Source organism: Klebsiella sp. CSG-1 (assembly GCF_056521145.1).
In genome coordinates this window covers 243,547-258,457 of sequence record NZ_JBWNLD010000008.1, presented here as the reverse complement: position 1 = coordinate 258,457, position 14,911 = coordinate 243,547, and the positions used below count along the sequence as shown (strand labels likewise).

Genomic DNA, 14,911 nt, shown 5'->3' with positions numbered 1-14,911 from the left:
GTGAGCTGTGTCCATGTCCCGGCAGGGAGGATGACCCCGGTCGACTCGGCGTGACCGGGGAAGAGGGCATCGGTCAGGTGGCCGATTTTTTCATCATGCTGAAGATAAACAGCAGCGCGGCGCACAGCACCACGGACGGGCCAGCGGGGGTATCGTAAAACGCCGAGAAGGTCAGCCCACCGGTCACCGCGATAATCCCCACCCCAACGGCAGCTGCGGCCATCTGCTCCGGCGTACGGGCAAAGCGGCGCGCCGTGGCGGCAGGAATGATCAGCAGCGAGGTAATAATCAACGCGCCGACGAACTTCATGGCGACGCCAATGGTCAGCGCGGTGACCAGCATCAGCAGCAGTTTCACCCGCTGCAGCTTCACGCCATCGACAAACGCCAGATCGGGGCTGATGGTCATCGATAGCAAGTTGCGCCACTGCCAGAGCAGGATCGCCAGCACAATCACCACGCCAATGGCGATAGAGATCAAATCTTCCGGCGTTACCGCCAGTAAATCGCCAAACAGATAGGCCATCAGGTCGACACGAATATTCGACATCAGGCTAACCACTACCAGACCCAGCGACAGCGCGCTGTGCGCCATAATCCCCAGTAAGGTATCGAGCGCCAGATGCGGGCGTTTTTCCAGCCACACCAGGCCGCCTGCCAGCATTAAGGTCACGGCGATCACCGCATAAAACGGATTCACGTTAAGCAGCAGGCCGAAGGCCACGCCAAGCAAAGAGGCATGAGCTAACGTATCGCCGAAATAGGACATCCGGCGCCAGACCACGAACGACCCGAGCGGTCCTGCCGCACAGGCAAGCATAATACCGGCCAGCCAGCCGGGTAACAGGAGTTCAATCATCAGCGCTCATTTCCCCTACGCAGTACAATCCGCCCCTGCAGGTCATGGCGGTGATTATGATGGTGGCGATAGATCCCCAGCTGTTCCGCCCCGCGCTGGCCAAACATCGAGATAAACTGCGGATGCAGGGAGACCACTTCCGGGGTGCCGGAACAGCAAATATGTTGATTCAGGCACAGCACCTCATCGGTTTTCGCCATCACCAGATGCAGATCGTGGGAGACCATCAGCACCGAACAATCCAGTTCCTGACGCAGCTGGTTTATCAGATCGTACAAGGCAACCTGTCCGTTAACGTCGACGCCCTGCGTGGGTTCATCCAGCACCAGCAGCTGCGGCTGGTTCAGCAGGGCCCGGGCCAGCAGCACGCGCTGGGTCTCGCCACCGGAGAGTTTTTGCATCGGCGCTTCAATCAGGTGCCCGGCCTGGACACGTTTCAGCGCCGGCAGGATATCCTGCTTGCGGGTGCCGGGACGTAAGCGCATGAACCGGCTGACGGTCAGCGGCATCGTGGCATCCAGATGCAGTTTTTGCGGGACGTAGCCAATCCGCAGATTGTTCTCGCGCTTGATAACACCGTCACTCGGTGCTACCAGTCCAAGAACCACCCGCACGAGCGTGGATTTGCCTGCGCCATTAGGGCCGAGTAAGGTCAAAATTTTGCCGGGCTTTAGCGTCAGCGAAATGTCAGACAGTACGCGTCGTTGGCCGAAGGCGACCGAGACGTTTTCGAGAGTTACAAGATTTGTCATGTCAAATTAGGGGTTGCACAAGCGATTGAATGTTATAATATCACATCTTTCTCATTCATTACGATGACTAGACGCATTATGTTACATAAAAATACGCTTCTTTGCGCTGGACTTGGCGCCGTTTTTTTGTTCGCTCAGACCTCTACGGCGAATGCCGCCGTGGTTACCTCGATGAAACCCTTAGGCTTTATCGCTTCCGCTATCGCTGATGGAGTCACGGAGACCCAGGTGCTCCTGCCTGACGGCGCTTCAGAGCATGATTATTCACTGCGTCCTTCCGATGCAAAACGCTTACAGAACGCAGACTTAGTGGTCTGGATTGGTCCAGAGATGGAAGCATTCATGGACAAGTCAACGCAAAGCATTGCGTCGAATAAAAAGGTGACCATTGCTGAGCTTGCCGGCGTGAAACCGCTGCTCATGAAAGGGGCGGATGACGACGATGACGATCATGGCCACGAACACGCCGCAGGTGAAAATAGTGACGGCGATCACCATCATGGTGTTTACAATATGCATCTGTGGTTATCCCCAGAGATAGCGCGGCTTTCAGCGGTTGCAATCCACGATAAATTATTGGAACTTATGCCGCAGAGTCGAGCCAAACTTGACGCTAACCTGAAAGAATTTGAGGCAAAATTAGCTTCAACCGATAAGCAGGTCAGTAACGAGCTCGCACCGCTGAAAGGAAAAGGGTATTTCGTTTTTCATGATGCCTATGGCTACTTTGAAAAACACTACGGTCTGACCTCACTGGGGCATTTTACCGTAAACCCTGAAATACAGCCCGGTGCGCAGCGTTTACACGAAATCAGAACACAGCTGGTTGAGCAAAAAGCCACGTGCGTTTTTGCTGAGCCACAGTTCAGGCCAGCCGTTATAGAAGCTGTTGCCAGGGGCACCTCTGTGCGCATGGGGACTCTGGACCCTCTTGGTACCGGGATTAAGCTGGGTAAAGAAAGTTACCCGCAGTTCCTCGACCAACTGGCGAAACAGTATTCGAGCTGCCTGAAAGGAGATTAACGAGGAAGTGAATACGTGCAACAGATAGCCCGCGCTGTCACTCAGGCATTCAACAATTTGCCACGACCTCACCGCGTCATGCTGGGGTCGTTGAGCGTTCTGACATTAGCGGTCGCCGTCTGGCGACCCTATATCTACCATCCGGAATCCGCCCCTATTGTCAGGACGATTGAGCTGGAAAAAAGCGAAATCCGTTCTCTGCTGCCGGAAGCCTCCGAGCCTATCGACCAGGCGCCGCAGGAAGAAGAAGCCATTCCTCAAGATGAACTGGATGATAAAGCCGACAGCGAGTCAGGCGGCCACGAATATGTGGTCTCCACTGGCGATACGCTGAGCAGCATCCTCAACCAGTACGGCATCGATATGGGCGATATCGCCCAGCTCTCCTCAGCCGACAAAGAGTTGCGCAACCTGAAAATTGGTCAGCAGCTCTCATGGACCTTAACGGCAGAGGGGGATTTGCAAAGTCTGACGTGGGAAATGTCGCGTCGTGAAACCCGCACCTACAACCGGGTCGCGAACGGCTTTAAAATGAGCAGCGAGCTGCAGAAAGGGGATTGGGTCAACAACGTGCTGAAAGGCACCGTGGGCGCCAGCTTTGTTGCCAGCGCTCGTGAAGCCGGACTGACCAGTACGGAAGTGAGCGCGGTGATCCGGGCGATGCAGTGGCAGATGGACTTCCGCAAGCTGAAAAAAGGCGATGAGTTCTCGGTATTGATGTCGCGCGAAATGCTTGACGGGAAACGGGAACAGAGCCAGCTGCTGGGCGTGCGTTTGCGTTCAGAGGGCAAGGATTATTACGCGATTCGTGCGGAAGACGGTAAGTTCTACGATCGTAACGGTACCGGTCTGGCGAAGGGCTTTATGCGCTTCCCGACGGCGCGCCAGTTCCGCGTCTCTTCGAACTTTAATCCGCGTCGTCTGAATCCGGTGACCGGGCGCGTCGCTCCGCACCGCGGCGTCGATTTTGCGATGCCGCAGGGGACGCCGGTTCTGGCGGTCGGCGATGGTGAAGTGGTGGTGGCTAAGCGCAGCGGCGCGGCGGGATACTATGTGGCCGTACGCCATGGCCGTACCTATACCACCCGCTATATGCACCTGCGTAAACTGCTGGTGAAACCGGGGCAGAAAGTGAAGCGCGGCGATCGTATTGCGCTGTCGGGTAACACCGGACGTTCTACCGGTCCGCATCTGCACTATGAAGTGTGGATTAACCAGCAGGCCGTGAACCCATTAACGGCGAAACTGCCGCGTACCGAAGGGTTGAGCGGTTCCGATCGCACCGATTATCTGGCGCAGGTCAAAGAGGTCATCCCGCAGCTGCGGTTTGACTAGCAGAATGTCAATGCAAGCCGGTGCCTGTCGCGCGCCGGCTTTTTCTTTTGTAGGTTCCCCATCGTATCGCTAAACTATACCCACAATAAGTCGTCTTACGGCTTCTGAGGCTGCAACTTGCGGTTTGACGGGATTACCCCATTATCTTTTTTTATGCAGTACGGCTGTGGACTGGGCATGGAAACGAAAAAAAATAATATTGAGTTTATTCCAAAGTTTGAAAAATCCTTTTTACTCCCGCGCTACTGGGGCGCCTGGCTGGGGGTTTTTGCGTTTGCCGGCATTGCCCTGACGCCTCCCTCTTTTCGCGATCCGATCCTCGGTAAACTGGGACGTGCGGTTGGTCGGCTGGCGAAAAGCTCGCGCCGTCGTGCGCAGATAAACCTGCTGTACTGCTTCCCGGAAAAGAGCGAGCAGGAGCGCGAGGCTATTATCGATGAAATGTATATGTCGGCGCCGCAGGCGATGGTCATGATGGCCGAGCTGGGTCTGCGGGATCCTGCACATATTCTTTCCCGCGTCGACTGGCAGGGCAAAGAGATCATCGAAGAGATGCAGCGCAATAACGAAAAGGTGATCTTCCTGGTGCCGCACGCCTGGGGAGTGGATATTCCGGCCATGTTGATGGCCTCGGGCGGTCAGAAAATGGCGGCAATGTTCCATAACCAGGGGAATCCGGTCTTTGACTACGTGTGGAATACCGTCAGACGTCGCTTTGGTGGGCGCATGCACGCGCGTAACGATGGCATTAAACCGTTTATCCAGTCGGTCCGCCAGGGCTACTGGGGCTACTATTTGCCCGACCAGGATCACGGTGCCGAGCACAGCGAGTTCGTCGATTTCTTCGCGACCTATAAAGCCACCTTACCGGCGATTGGCCGGCTGATGAAGGTCTGCCGCGCGCGCGTGGTGCCGCTGTTTCCGGTCTATGATGGTAAAACCCATCGTCTGACGGTGCTGGTACGTCCGCCGATGGATGACCTGCTGGACGCCGATGATCACACGATCGCGCGACGAATGAATGAAGAGGTCGAGATTTTCGTCAAGCCGCATACCGAGCAATATACCTGGATCCTCAAGTTGCTGAAGACGCGTAAGCCGGGGGAAATCGAGCCTTATAAGCGCAAAGAACTCTTCCCGAAAAAGAAATAGCGTCAGCCTGTGCCTCCACCGGCGTAGTAAAAGAGAGCCGATGAACCTGCCGGGTTCATCGGCTGTATTGTTTGAGTAAAGCCGTCTGCTCGCTAATCAACCGGTAGCGATATTCCGGTCGACCGGTGAGGCCGTAGTGATTATTGGTGAAGAGAATCCCCGTCTTTTCCAGCCAGATTAAATACTTACGGCACGAAACTCTGGAGATTTGCAGCGCGTTGGCGATCTCATTTGTCGAGAAGGCGTTCTCCTGATGGCTATCAATCCATTGGCACACCAGGCGCAGCGTTTGCGGCGTTAATCCCTTAGGTAAGCGGCGGGCGTTATCCGGGCGCTGAATACCGCTGCGCAGTAAATCGTCAACATCGGACTGCTCGTAGCGGGATTTGGCGTGCTGCAGCTCGCGTCGTTTGCGCCATGTCAGCAGCGCCTCTTCAAAACGCGGGAACTGAAACGGTTTAATTAAATAATCAACCACGCCATAGCGCATCGCCGTCTGGACGGTTGCCGCATCGGCGGCGGAAGTAATCATGATCGCATCGATACTGCGGGCGCTCGTACGCAGGATGGGCAGCAGATCCAGTCCGTTCTCTCGCTGCATGTACACATCCAGCAGGATCAAATCGATCGCGGGTACATGGTTCAGCATCTGCTCAGCTTCCGCCAGCGTTGAGGCGATACCACAGCAGCGAAAGTCGGCGACCCTGCTGATAAACAGCCGGTTCAGCTCTGCAACCATCGAATCATCATCCACAATAAGCACATTGAACATGCGCGGTTCCTTTGACTATCGGGAAGCAGGGGAGTCGACGCCTGGATGCTTCCCGCAGGATTAATGAAGGAACGTGTCGCTACAGCGATGAACGCTTATAGGAGGTGTAACGCGCGTGCCAGAAGGTGTTATCAATATTCGCGATCAGCTCTTCCTCGCTGAGTTTTTCGGCGACGCCTTCGGCCTGGGCCACCAGAGCGACATCAAGAGCAATGGCCCGGGAAATCATCTCAATCTCTTCCACCGGGGGTAATAACCCGCCTTTGCCGGTGGTGGCTAACGGCGAGTGGGCCGCCAGCGTTTTACTGCAGGTTATCAGCATGGCTTCGGTGACGCGCTCCGCCTTGGTCGCCAGGATGCCTAACCCCAGTCCTGGGAAAATATAGGCGTTGTTGCACTGAGCGATATCGTAGGTCGCCCCCTGACAGAACACCGGTTCGAACGGGCTGCCGGTGGCGATCAGCGCGTTACCCTGAGTCCATTCCAGCAAGTCTTTCGGCTGTGCTTCGGCGCGGGAGGTTGGGTTAGAGAGCGGCATCACGATCGGCCGTGGGCAGTGGCGGTGCATCTCTTTGATTATCGCTTCGCTGAACAGACCCGGCTGGCCGGATACGCCAATAAGCACGGTCGGGTGCACATTGCGCACCACATCCATCAACGACAGGTTGGCAGAGGTTACATCCCAGTGGGCTATAGCCTCCCGCGGCGTCACGAGGCTTTGCTGAAAATCGAGCAGATTGGGCATCTCATCGGTCAGTAAACCAAAGCGATCGACCATGAAGACCTGGCTGCGGGCTTCTTTCTCCGATAAACCATCATCAACCATCAGCGCAATAATTTTTTCGGCAATACCGCAGCCGGCGGAACCGCCGCCGAGGAACACAACCCGCTGGTCGCGCATACGGGTGCCTGCCACCGCGGCGGCGGCAATCAACGTACCGGTCGTGACGGCGGCTGTTCCCTGGATATCATCGTTGAAACAGCACAGCTGGTTGCGATAGCGATTAAGCAGGCGGCTGGCATTCTTCTGGGCAAAATCTTCGAATTGCAGCAGGACATGCGGCCAGCGACGTTTTACCGCATCGACAAACCTATCCATAAACTCCATATACTGATCGTCGTTAATGCGCGGATGACGCCAGCCCATATACAGCGGGTCTTCGAGGTGCTTCGCATTGTTGGTTCCGACATCCAGCATCACTGGCAGCGTCGCAGCGGGATGAATGCCGCCGCAGGCGGTATACAACGAGAGTTTACCAATCGGAATGCCCATCCCGCCGATACCCTGATCGCCCAGGCCAAGAATACGCTCGCCATCGGTAACGACGATCACCTGAATATCGTGGCGGGAGAAGCCCTGCAGCATCTCGTCAATGTGATGCCGGTTAGGCCAGGAAATAAACAGACCGCGCCCACGACGATAAATTTCGGAGAAGTGTTCGCAGGCTTCTCCGACGGTTGGCGTATAAATCACCGGCAGCATCTCTTTCATATGACGGCGTAGCAAATGATAAAATAGCGTCTCGTTGGTATCCTGAATATTCCGCAGATAGATATGTCGGGAAATATCGCGCTTAAATTCACTGAACTGCTTCCACGCGCGCTCCGTCTGTTCTTCGATAGTTTCAACATTATGCGGAAGTAATCCCTGGAGATTAAACGCCGTTCTTTCCCCCTCGGTAAAAGCGAGCCCTTTATTTAACAGCGGATTTTCCAGCAGCACTGCGCCATTGTAAGGGGTATATAATGTTTCTTTGACTAACATTTGATGACTCCTGAACATTGTTTAAATAAAAACAGGTTTAACTTGATAGAAATGTTGCCCTGAGACGGTAATTAAGAAATTAAATAAATCATGATGCCTTCGGTGACCACGCCAATGGCGGTGCCGAGTAAAATAGAGGATGAGGCCGGCTCAATATAAGTATCGCTGCGCAGAGCAAACATACCGGCAGCGATGGCTGAAGGGGTGGCGCCAATGATAATGACCTGCTGCATCAGCGTATGGCTGAGACCAAAAGCCAGGCCTGCCGCGGCCATCATGGCGGGCTGAAGCAGATTTTTAATACTGATGTTGGTGCAGGTCTGAATATTAACCGTCGGGCGTTCTCCATAAAACAGCAGGCCAAGAGCAAACAGCGACAGGCCGCCGGCAATTTTCCCGACCATTTCAATCGGCATGCTGAGCATATGGGGAAGCTGTACGCCAGCAAGGCTCAGCAGCACCCCTGAGATCGGGATCCAGACGATAGGGTTTCTGATGGCTTTCAGCAGGTTTTGCACAATCAGCTTACCCGCATGAATTTTCTCTCCATCGCCAGCGGCATGTTTATCGCCCATCCGAATCAGGATTATCGTCAGGGGAATCATGAAGACGCTGGTGATTAAGTTGCCGATAAGCACGCCAAGAAACCCTTCGGGCCCAATCAGGACGGCAAGGACCGGCGCACCGAAATAGGCCATATCAGGAAATGCGCACACCAGGGACTGGAGCGCGCTGGTTTTGATGTCATGGCGGAATACGTAGCGCGAGATCAGCAGGGTAAGGAAATAAGACCCCATCAGGCCAATCACTAATACCGCCATAAAGGCGAAGTTTTTAATTTTATCCGGGTTGGTATTTAATGCGCCTATAAAAAGATGAAAGGGCAGAGCAAACCGAATGACGACGGTGGCTAACACCGAGGCATCTTCACGACGGGTATAGCCTAACTTACCGCTGAGCCAACCGAGTAACATGATAAAAACTAATGGGAACAATGATTGTAATAGCAGCGTAGGCATAAATTATCCTGAAAATAGGCTGTAGGGTTACTTGTGGTTTTTAATCTAACGATCCCCTATGGAATGAAAGGTGATTGAAATCACAGTGGCGGGTATTTAAATAATTTCGCCTTGGGAACTTTACTTACAAATAGCGGCGCGGAGATTAACTCCTTGTTTTTCATGACTGCCGATAATTAAATGTCGTGACTGATAACTTTAGCTACGCCGTAATAATTTAAATTACTTAAACGGGAGTTTCTAACTCAGTCACAAAGTCGTGAAGGAAGGGCGTGGTTTTCTTTTTTAGCGAAAACTCCTGTGCTACCGTTTATCTGGTTTTAATTCGCATACTTCTTCATTTTTTTGTTTTTTTTTATTTTTATTTTACTGCGCAATTTTAATATTGCGCCTCGATCCTACGCCATCTATTACAATTCAGGTGCAACATGAAAAATAATTCACTCAACCATCCGGTAGAACAAACGCACTCGAGTGGGCAAACTCCGCGTTTCTTAGCCAACGTTGACGTCGGCGCCGTACCTTTAACGTTGTTTGTCGGTATCGCAACGATTGTCGCCGTCTCATCAATGGCGGGACTGTTGCCAAAGAACATGATTGGCGGGCTGGCGGTCATTATGACCCTGGGATTCGCTCTGGCCAAAATCGGCCGAATGGTGCCGGTGCTTAAAGATATCGGCGGTCCAGCCATTTTGTGTTTGATGATGCCGTCGGTGCTGGTCTATTTCGGGGTATTTGATCCCCATACTCTGAGCACCGTGCATCTATTGATGAAAGAGGCCAATTTACTCTATTTTGTCATCGCCTGCCTGGTAGTCGGCAGTATTCTGGGCATGAACAGAACCATTCTTATCCAGGGTATGGTGCGCATGTTCGTTCCGCTGGTGGTGGGGACCGGGGCGGCGATCGCGACGGGCCTGCTGGTGGGCAGCTTATTCGGCTACAGTCTTTACCACACCTTTTTCTTTATTATCGTGCCGATTATCGGCGGCGGTATTGGGGAAGGGATCCTGCCGCTGTCGCTGGCCTATTCGGCGATCCTTGGGCAAACCCCGGACGTGTATGTTGCACAGCTAGCGCCCGCTGCGGTGGTGGGTAATATCTTCGCCATTATCTGCGCCGGCTTTCTGGCACGCCTGGGCGTCCGCCGGCCGGCGCTGTCCGGTGATGGTATGTTGATTCGCAGCCATGATGATAACCACGTTTTCTCGCAGTCTCAGGCAGGGCAGCCTACCGATTTCCAGCTGATGGGGGCCGGGCTGCTAATGATCTGCGCATTTTTCATCGTTGGCGGGCTACTGGAGAAAGTGCTGCACATCCCGGGACCGGTATTGATGATTCTGGCCGCCGTTCTGTGCAAATACAGCAAAATTATCCCCACCGCGATGGAGCTGGGGGCGCATAGCTGCTACAAATTTGTCTCCGCCGCCCTCGTCTGGCCGCTGATGATCGGCCTTGGGATGCTGTATGTCCCGCTGGAGAGCGTGGTTTCCGTCTTCTCCATCGGCTACGTGGTGGTTTGCGGTTCCATCGTCATTGCCATGGCATTAAGCGGATTTTTCATCGCTTCCCGGCTGAATATGTATCCTGTTGAAGCGGCGATTGTCACCAGCTGCCACAGTGGGCTGGGCGGTACCGGGGATGTGGCGATCCTCTCGGCATCGAATCGCATGTCGCTGATGCCATTTGCGCAGATTGCCACCCGTATCGGCGGCGCCTCAACGGTGATTGCCGCGACATTGCTGCTGAGCTGGATTGTCTGATTGCGGATAAAAAAAACCTGCCGGCATGATGCTGGCAGGTTGGGCGTTCACCACGAGGTCGATATTACTCGACGGTCAGAATACGCGTGGTGTTGGTGCTGCCGATGGTGCTCATCACGTCACCCTGGGTCACGATAACGAGGTCACCCGAGACCAGATAGCCTTTATCACGCAGCAGATTCACCGCATCGTGCGCCGCAGCGACGCCGTCGTTGGTGCTGTCGAAGTGAACCGGCGTCACGCCGCGATACAGGGCGGTCAGGTTCAGCGTACGTTCATGGCGGGAGAGGGCGAAAATAGGCAGGCCAGAGCTAATGCGTGAAGTCATCAGCGCGGTACGACCGGACTCGGTCATGGTGATGATCGCGGTGACGCCTTTCAGGTGGTTCGCCGCATACATCGCTGACATGGCAATCGCCTCTTCAACGTTGTCGAACTGGATATCCAGACGATGTTTGGAGACGTTGAGGCTTGGGATTTTTTCGGCGCCCAGACAGACGCGCGCCATCGCGGCCACGGTTTCTGACGGATACTGACCGGCGGCGGTTTCCGCTGAGAGCATCACGGCATCGGTACCATCGAGGACGGCGTTGGCGACGTCCATGACTTCCGCGCGGGTTGGCATCGGGTTAGTAATCATCGACTCCATCATCTGAGTCGCGGTGATGACCGAACGGTTCAGCTGACGAGCCCGGCGAATCAGGGCTTTCTGAATACCCACCAGTTCCGGATCGCCGATTTCCACGCCAAGGTCGCCACGGGCAACCATCACCACGTCGGAGGCCAGAATAACGTCGTCCATCGCGTCCTGATCGCAAACCGCTTCCGCACGCTCGACTTTCGCGACGATCTTCGCATCGCAGCCGGCTTCACGCGCCAGGCGGCGGGCATAGTTCAGGTCTTCGCCACAGCGTGGGAAGGAGACGGCCAGGTAATCAACGCCGATTTTCGCCGCGGTGACGATGTCAGCCTTGTCTTTCTCAGTCAGCGCTTCGGCGGACAGGCCGCCACCCAGTTTGTTGATCCCTTTATTGTTTGACAGCGGTCCGCCGACGGTGACTTCGGTGAACACCTTCAGACCCTGAACTTCGATCACTTTCAGCTGTACGCGGCCATCGTCCAGCAGCAGGATATCGCCTGGCACGACGTCCGCCGGCAGGCCTTTATAATCAATACCGACTTTCTCTTTGTCGCCTTCGCCTTTACCCAGCTCTGCATCGAGGAGGAATTTGTCGCCGATATTAAGGAAAATTTTGCCTTCTTTGAAGGTGGATACGCGAATTTTCGGGCCTTGCAGATCGCCGAGGATGGCCACGTGACGGCCCAGTTTTGCCGCGATTTGACGGACTTTATCTGCACGAATCTGATGATCTTCCGGGGTACCGTGAGAGAAGTTCATACGTACCACGTTAGCGCCTGCGGCGATCACCTTTTCAAGGTTATTATCACGATCGGTTGCCGGGCCTAAGGTCGTTACGATTTTGGTTCTGCGAAGCCTTCTGGACATGTAATACTCCGTTGACTAAAACAACTTTGGTGTTGCGTGAACATGGAATCGGCGGTGCCGGTCAGCAATGTCGCTCTGCCGGAACGTAACCGAAGGTGTAATGGGTCACTACCTAATTATCAAGTTTTATGGGTTGTCGCTGTGTACAGGCAGCTCTTTATCAAAACGCGATTCCTTCAATGCTTCCTTGACCCTCTTCAAGTTATCTCTGAATTTCGCTCCTCGACGGAGGGTAAAGCCGGTGGCCAGCACATCTATGACCGTCAGTTGGGCAAGACGTGAAACCATGGGCATATAGATATCCGTATCTTCGGGGACATCAAGCGTAATCGACAAGGTTGCCTCTCGCGCCAGCGGGGTACCCGCCGACGTGATGGCGATGACCATGGCATCGTTTTCACGCGCCAGCTGCGCCAGTTCGACCTGGCTTTTCGTCCGGCCAGTATGTGAGATAATCACGACAACGTCATCATCATTGCAATTCATACAGCTCATGCGTTGCAGGACAATGTCGTCGGAGTAGATAACCGGAACGTTAAAACGGAAAAATTTGTTCATGGCGTCATGAGCGACGGCTGCCGAAGAACCGAGGCCAAAGAAGGCAATTTTCTTGGCCTGGGTCAGAAGGTCGACGGCGCGATTGACCGCTGACATATCGAGAGAGTGGTGGACCTGATCTAAACTGGCCATGGCTGACTCGAAAATTTTTCCCGTATAGGACTCTACGCTGTCGTCTTCATCGACATTGCGGTTAACATAGAGAGTACCGTGTGCCAGGCTTTGTGCCAGGTGAAGTTTAAAATCGGGAAAGCCGCGGGTTTCCAGGCTCCGACAAAAACGGTTAACGGTCGGTTCACTGACGCCAGCTTCCAGCGCCAGGGCCGCAATGCTTGAATGAATCGCCTGAGCAGGCGTAGCAAGAATGACTTCCGCCACTTTGCGTTCGGATTTGCTAAGGTGTTCCAGCCGGGACTGGATTTTTTCCAGCATATTCATGGGTAACGGAGCGCTCATCAGTGGAAGCGATTTCATTAATGGATGAAATCATCAGGCGTTTTAGCAAGAATATACCCCTCCGTTACGCTAAGCGGGGAGGAATGACGTTAAAAAATGTTGTTTTTTTTCATTACATGATCAGAGTCGTATTTTATTAACTTAAAACCGGTCGAAAGAACGAACAAGTTTAGCCGCTTGCCCAAATAGTCGCCGAAACTTTTCTCCACGTGCGGTTTAGCGCCGGGAATGGCGGCCTGAGGGTTTCGGGAAGTTCGTAAACACAGTACAGTGCAGTGTAAGAAAATTACAAATATAGCCTGGCATAAGCACCAGACTATCAACTGAGGAGAATGACATGGCGGTAACGCAAACGGCCCAGGCATGCGATCTGGTCATTTTCGGCGCGAAGGGTGACCTGGCGCGGCGTAAATTGTTGCCTTCCCTGTATCAGCTCGAAAAAGCTGGCCAGATCAACCCTGAGACCCGGATTATCGGGGTCGGACGTGCTGACTGGGATAAAGATGCTTACACCAGGGTCGTACGTGAAGCGCTTGAAACCTTCATGAAGGAAAAGATTGATGAAGGTTTGTGGGACACCCTGAGCGGACGTCTGGATTTTTGTAACCTCGATGTGAACGATACCAAAGCGTTTTCCCGTCTGGGCAAAATGCTGGATCAGGAAAACCGCGTCACCATCAACTACTTTGCCATGCCGCCAAGCACTTTTGGCGCCATTTGCAAAGGCCTCGGCCAGGCGAAACTGAACGCCAAACCTGCGCGCGTGGTGATGGAAAAACCGCTGGGCACCTCTCTGGATACCTCCCGCGAGATCAACGATCAGGTCGGCGAATTCTTCGAAGAATGCCAGGTTTACCGTATCGACCATTACCTCGGCAAAGAAACGGTGCTCAACCTGCTGGCGCTGCGCTTTGCGAACTCCCTGTTTGTCAATAACTGGGACTGCCGCACGATCGACCACGTTGAAATCACCGTCGCGGAAGAAGTGGGTATCGAAGGCCGCTGGGGTTACTTCGATCAGGCCGGGCAAATGCGCGACATGATCCAGAACCATCTGCTGCAGATCCTGTGCATGATCGCGATGTCGCCGCCGTCAGACCTCAGTGCCGACAGCATTCGTGACGAAAAAGTCAAAGTGCTGAAGTCGCTGCGCCGTATCGACCGCTCCAACGTACGTGAGAAAACGGTCCGCGGCCAGTACACCGCCGGCTTCGCCCAGGGTAAAAAAGTCCCGGGCTACCTCGAAGAAGAGGGGGCGAACAAATCCAGCAATACCGAGACCTTTGTGGCTATCCGCGTCGATATCGATAACTGGCGCTGGGCCGGCGTGCCGTTCTACCTGCGTACCGGTAAACGCCTGCCGACCAAATGTTCTGAAGTGGTGGTTTATTTTAAAACCCCGGAGCTGAACCTGTTTAAAGAGAACTGGCAGGAGCTGCCGCAGAACAAGCTGACGATTCGCCTGCAGCCGGATGAGGGCGTGGATATTCAGGTCCTCAACAAAGTGCCGGGTCTTGACCACAAACACAATCTGCAGATAACCAAGCTGGATCTGAGCTATTCGGAGACCTTCAACCAGACTCACCTGGCGGATGCCTATGAACGTCTGCTGCTGGAAACCATGCGTGGTATCCAGGCGCTGTTCGTGCGTCGCGATGAAGTTGAAGAGGCGTGGAAGTGGGTTGACTCCATTACTGAAGCCTGGGCTGCCGATCGCGATGCGCCGAAGCCCTATCAGGCAGGTACCTGGGGGCCGGTCGCCTCTGTGGCGATGATCACCCGCGACGGTCGTTCCTGGAACGAATTTGAATAGTTTGCGCGTTATCCGGAGGAGTTATTTTACCGGTAACATGATCTGACGCAGCAAGTCGCATAATTTTTGCTCTTTTAAGCCCCGGGAGGATTCACCCCCGGGGCTTTTTTTATTACACTGCGGATAGATATTTTGCC

Annotated in this window: 12 protein-coding genes; 5 read left to right on the top strand and 7 right to left on the bottom strand. The window is 54.1% G+C overall.

Annotated elements, in window-relative coordinates:
- Nucleotides 1-73 precede the first annotated feature (73 nt).
- Together znuB and znuC are read right to left on the bottom strand one after the other, a co-directional pair.
- Nucleotides 74-859, bottom strand: a complete 786-nt coding sequence (gene znuB, locus AC007G_RS19970) for a zinc ABC transporter permease subunit ZnuB (protein WP_032686920.1) — start codon at nucleotides 857-859, stop codon at nucleotides 74-76.
- Nucleotides 859-1,611, bottom strand: coding sequence for a zinc ABC transporter ATP-binding protein ZnuC (gene znuC, locus AC007G_RS19965; protein WP_032686921.1), 753 nt, complete (start codon nucleotides 1,609-1,611; stop codon nucleotides 859-861). The genes znuB and znuC overlap by 1 nt, the downstream gene beginning before the upstream one ends.
- A gap of 78 nt (nucleotides 1,612-1,689) precedes the next feature.
- On the opposite strand from znuC, the gene znuA reads away from it, so the two are divergent.
- The 3 genes from znuA (at nucleotide 1,690) to lpxM (ending at nucleotide 5,121) form a co-directional block, all read left to right on the top strand.
- Complete coding sequence (gene znuA, locus AC007G_RS19960; protein ID WP_032686922.1) at nucleotides 1,690-2,634, top strand: zinc ABC transporter substrate-binding protein ZnuA; 945 nt, start codon at nucleotides 1,690-1,692, stop codon at nucleotides 2,632-2,634.
- 15 nt (nucleotides 2,635-2,649) lie between these two features.
- Nucleotides 2,650-3,969, top strand: a complete 1,320-nt coding sequence (gene mepM, locus AC007G_RS19955) for a murein DD-endopeptidase MepM (protein WP_032699367.1) — start codon at nucleotides 2,650-2,652, stop codon at nucleotides 3,967-3,969.
- Between the two features lie 177 nt (nucleotides 3,970-4,146).
- On the top strand, nucleotides 4,147-5,121 hold the full coding sequence (lpxM, locus tag AC007G_RS19950; RefSeq protein WP_032695586.1) for a lauroyl-Kdo(2)-lipid IV(A) myristoyltransferase: 975 nt from the start codon (nucleotides 4,147-4,149) through the stop codon (nucleotides 5,119-5,121).
- A 55-nt stretch (nucleotides 5,122-5,176) separates the two neighbouring features.
- Here lpxM and dcuR read toward each other — a convergent pair whose 3' ends face one another.
- The 3 genes from dcuR to AC007G_RS19935 all read right to left on the bottom strand — a co-directional run bounded on the left by dcuR (nucleotide 5,177) and on the right by AC007G_RS19935 (nucleotide 8,677).
- Nucleotides 5,177-5,893, bottom strand: coding sequence for a two-component system response regulator DcuR (gene dcuR / locus AC007G_RS19945; RefSeq protein ID WP_032686925.1), 717 nt, complete (start codon nucleotides 5,891-5,893; stop codon nucleotides 5,177-5,179).
- 79 nt (nucleotides 5,894-5,972) lie between these two features.
- Nucleotides 5,973-7,658, bottom strand: a complete 1,686-nt coding sequence (locus tag AC007G_RS19940) for an NAD-dependent malic enzyme (RefSeq protein WP_046852200.1) — start codon at nucleotides 7,656-7,658, stop codon at nucleotides 5,973-5,975.
- Nucleotides 7,659-7,729: 71 nt separating this feature from the next.
- Nucleotides 7,730-8,677, bottom strand: coding sequence for an AEC family transporter (locus tag AC007G_RS19935; protein WP_032686927.1), 948 nt, complete (start codon nucleotides 8,675-8,677; stop codon nucleotides 7,730-7,732).
- 428 nt (nucleotides 8,678-9,105) lie between these two features.
- On the opposite strand from AC007G_RS19935, the gene AC007G_RS19930 reads away from it, so the two are divergent.
- Nucleotides 9,106-10,440 (top strand): 2-hydroxycarboxylate transporter family protein, encoded by a 1,335-nt coding sequence (locus tag AC007G_RS19930; RefSeq protein WP_142630711.1) that lies wholly within the window; start codon nucleotides 9,106-9,108, stop codon nucleotides 10,438-10,440.
- A gap of 64 nt (nucleotides 10,441-10,504) precedes the next feature.
- Here the strand turns inward: AC007G_RS19930 and pyk are convergent, their stop codons facing one another.
- Both pyk and AC007G_RS19920 read right to left on the bottom strand, forming a co-directional pair.
- Nucleotides 10,505-11,947 carry a pyruvate kinase gene (gene pyk, locus AC007G_RS19925; RefSeq protein WP_032686929.1) on the bottom strand — a complete coding sequence of 481 codons (1,443 nt, stop codon included), beginning with the start codon at nucleotides 11,945-11,947 and terminating at the stop codon, nucleotides 10,505-10,507.
- A 126-nt stretch (nucleotides 11,948-12,073) separates the two neighbouring features.
- Nucleotides 12,074-12,979 (bottom strand): MurR/RpiR family transcriptional regulator, encoded by a 906-nt coding sequence (locus AC007G_RS19920; RefSeq protein WP_160873290.1) that lies wholly within the window; start codon nucleotides 12,977-12,979, stop codon nucleotides 12,074-12,076.
- Between the two features lie 319 nt (nucleotides 12,980-13,298).
- On the opposite strand from AC007G_RS19920, the gene zwf reads away from it, so the two are divergent.
- Nucleotides 13,299-14,774 carry a glucose-6-phosphate dehydrogenase gene (gene zwf, locus AC007G_RS19915; RefSeq protein ID WP_032686930.1) on the top strand — a complete coding sequence of 492 codons (1,476 nt, stop codon included), beginning with the start codon at nucleotides 13,299-13,301 and terminating at the stop codon, nucleotides 14,772-14,774.
- The last annotated feature ends 137 nt before the right edge of the window (nucleotides 14,775-14,911 follow it).

Excerpts from the sequence above, each read along its gene's own strand:
- znuC (WP_032686921.1), bottom strand. The coding sequence starts at position 1,611 with ATGACAAATCTTGTAACTCTCGAAAACGTCTCGGTCGCCTTCGGCCAA.
- AC007G_RS19935 (WP_032686927.1), bottom strand. The coding sequence starts at position 8,677 with ATGCCTACGCTGCTATTACAATCATTGTTCCCATTAGTTTTTATCATG.
- znuA (WP_032686922.1), top strand. The coding sequence starts at position 1,690 with ATGTTACATAAAAATACGCTTCTTTGCGCTGGACTTGGCGCCGTTTTT.
- AC007G_RS19920 (WP_160873290.1), bottom strand. The coding sequence starts at position 12,979 with ATGAAATCGCTTCCACTGATGAGCGCTCCGTTACCCATGAATATGCTG.
- zwf (WP_032686930.1), top strand. The coding sequence starts at position 13,299 with ATGGCGGTAACGCAAACGGCCCAGGCATGCGATCTGGTCATTTTCGGC.
- AC007G_RS19930 (WP_142630711.1), top strand. The coding sequence starts at position 9,106 with ATGAAAAATAATTCACTCAACCATCCGGTAGAACAAACGCACTCGAGT.
- lpxM (WP_032695586.1), top strand. The coding sequence starts at position 4,147 with ATGGAAACGAAAAAAAATAATATTGAGTTTATTCCAAAGTTTGAAAAA.
- pyk (WP_032686929.1), bottom strand. The coding sequence starts at position 11,947 with ATGTCCAGAAGGCTTCGCAGAACCAAAATCGTAACGACCTTAGGCCCG.
- znuB (WP_032686920.1), bottom strand. The coding sequence starts at position 859 with ATGATTGAACTCCTGTTACCCGGCTGGCTGGCCGGTATTATGCTTGCC.
- dcuR (WP_032686925.1), bottom strand. The coding sequence starts at position 5,893 with ATGTTCAATGTGCTTATTGTGGATGATGATTCGATGGTTGCAGAGCTG.
- AC007G_RS19940 (WP_046852200.1), bottom strand. The coding sequence starts at position 7,658 with ATGTTAGTCAAAGAAACATTATATACCCCTTACAATGGCGCAGTGCTG.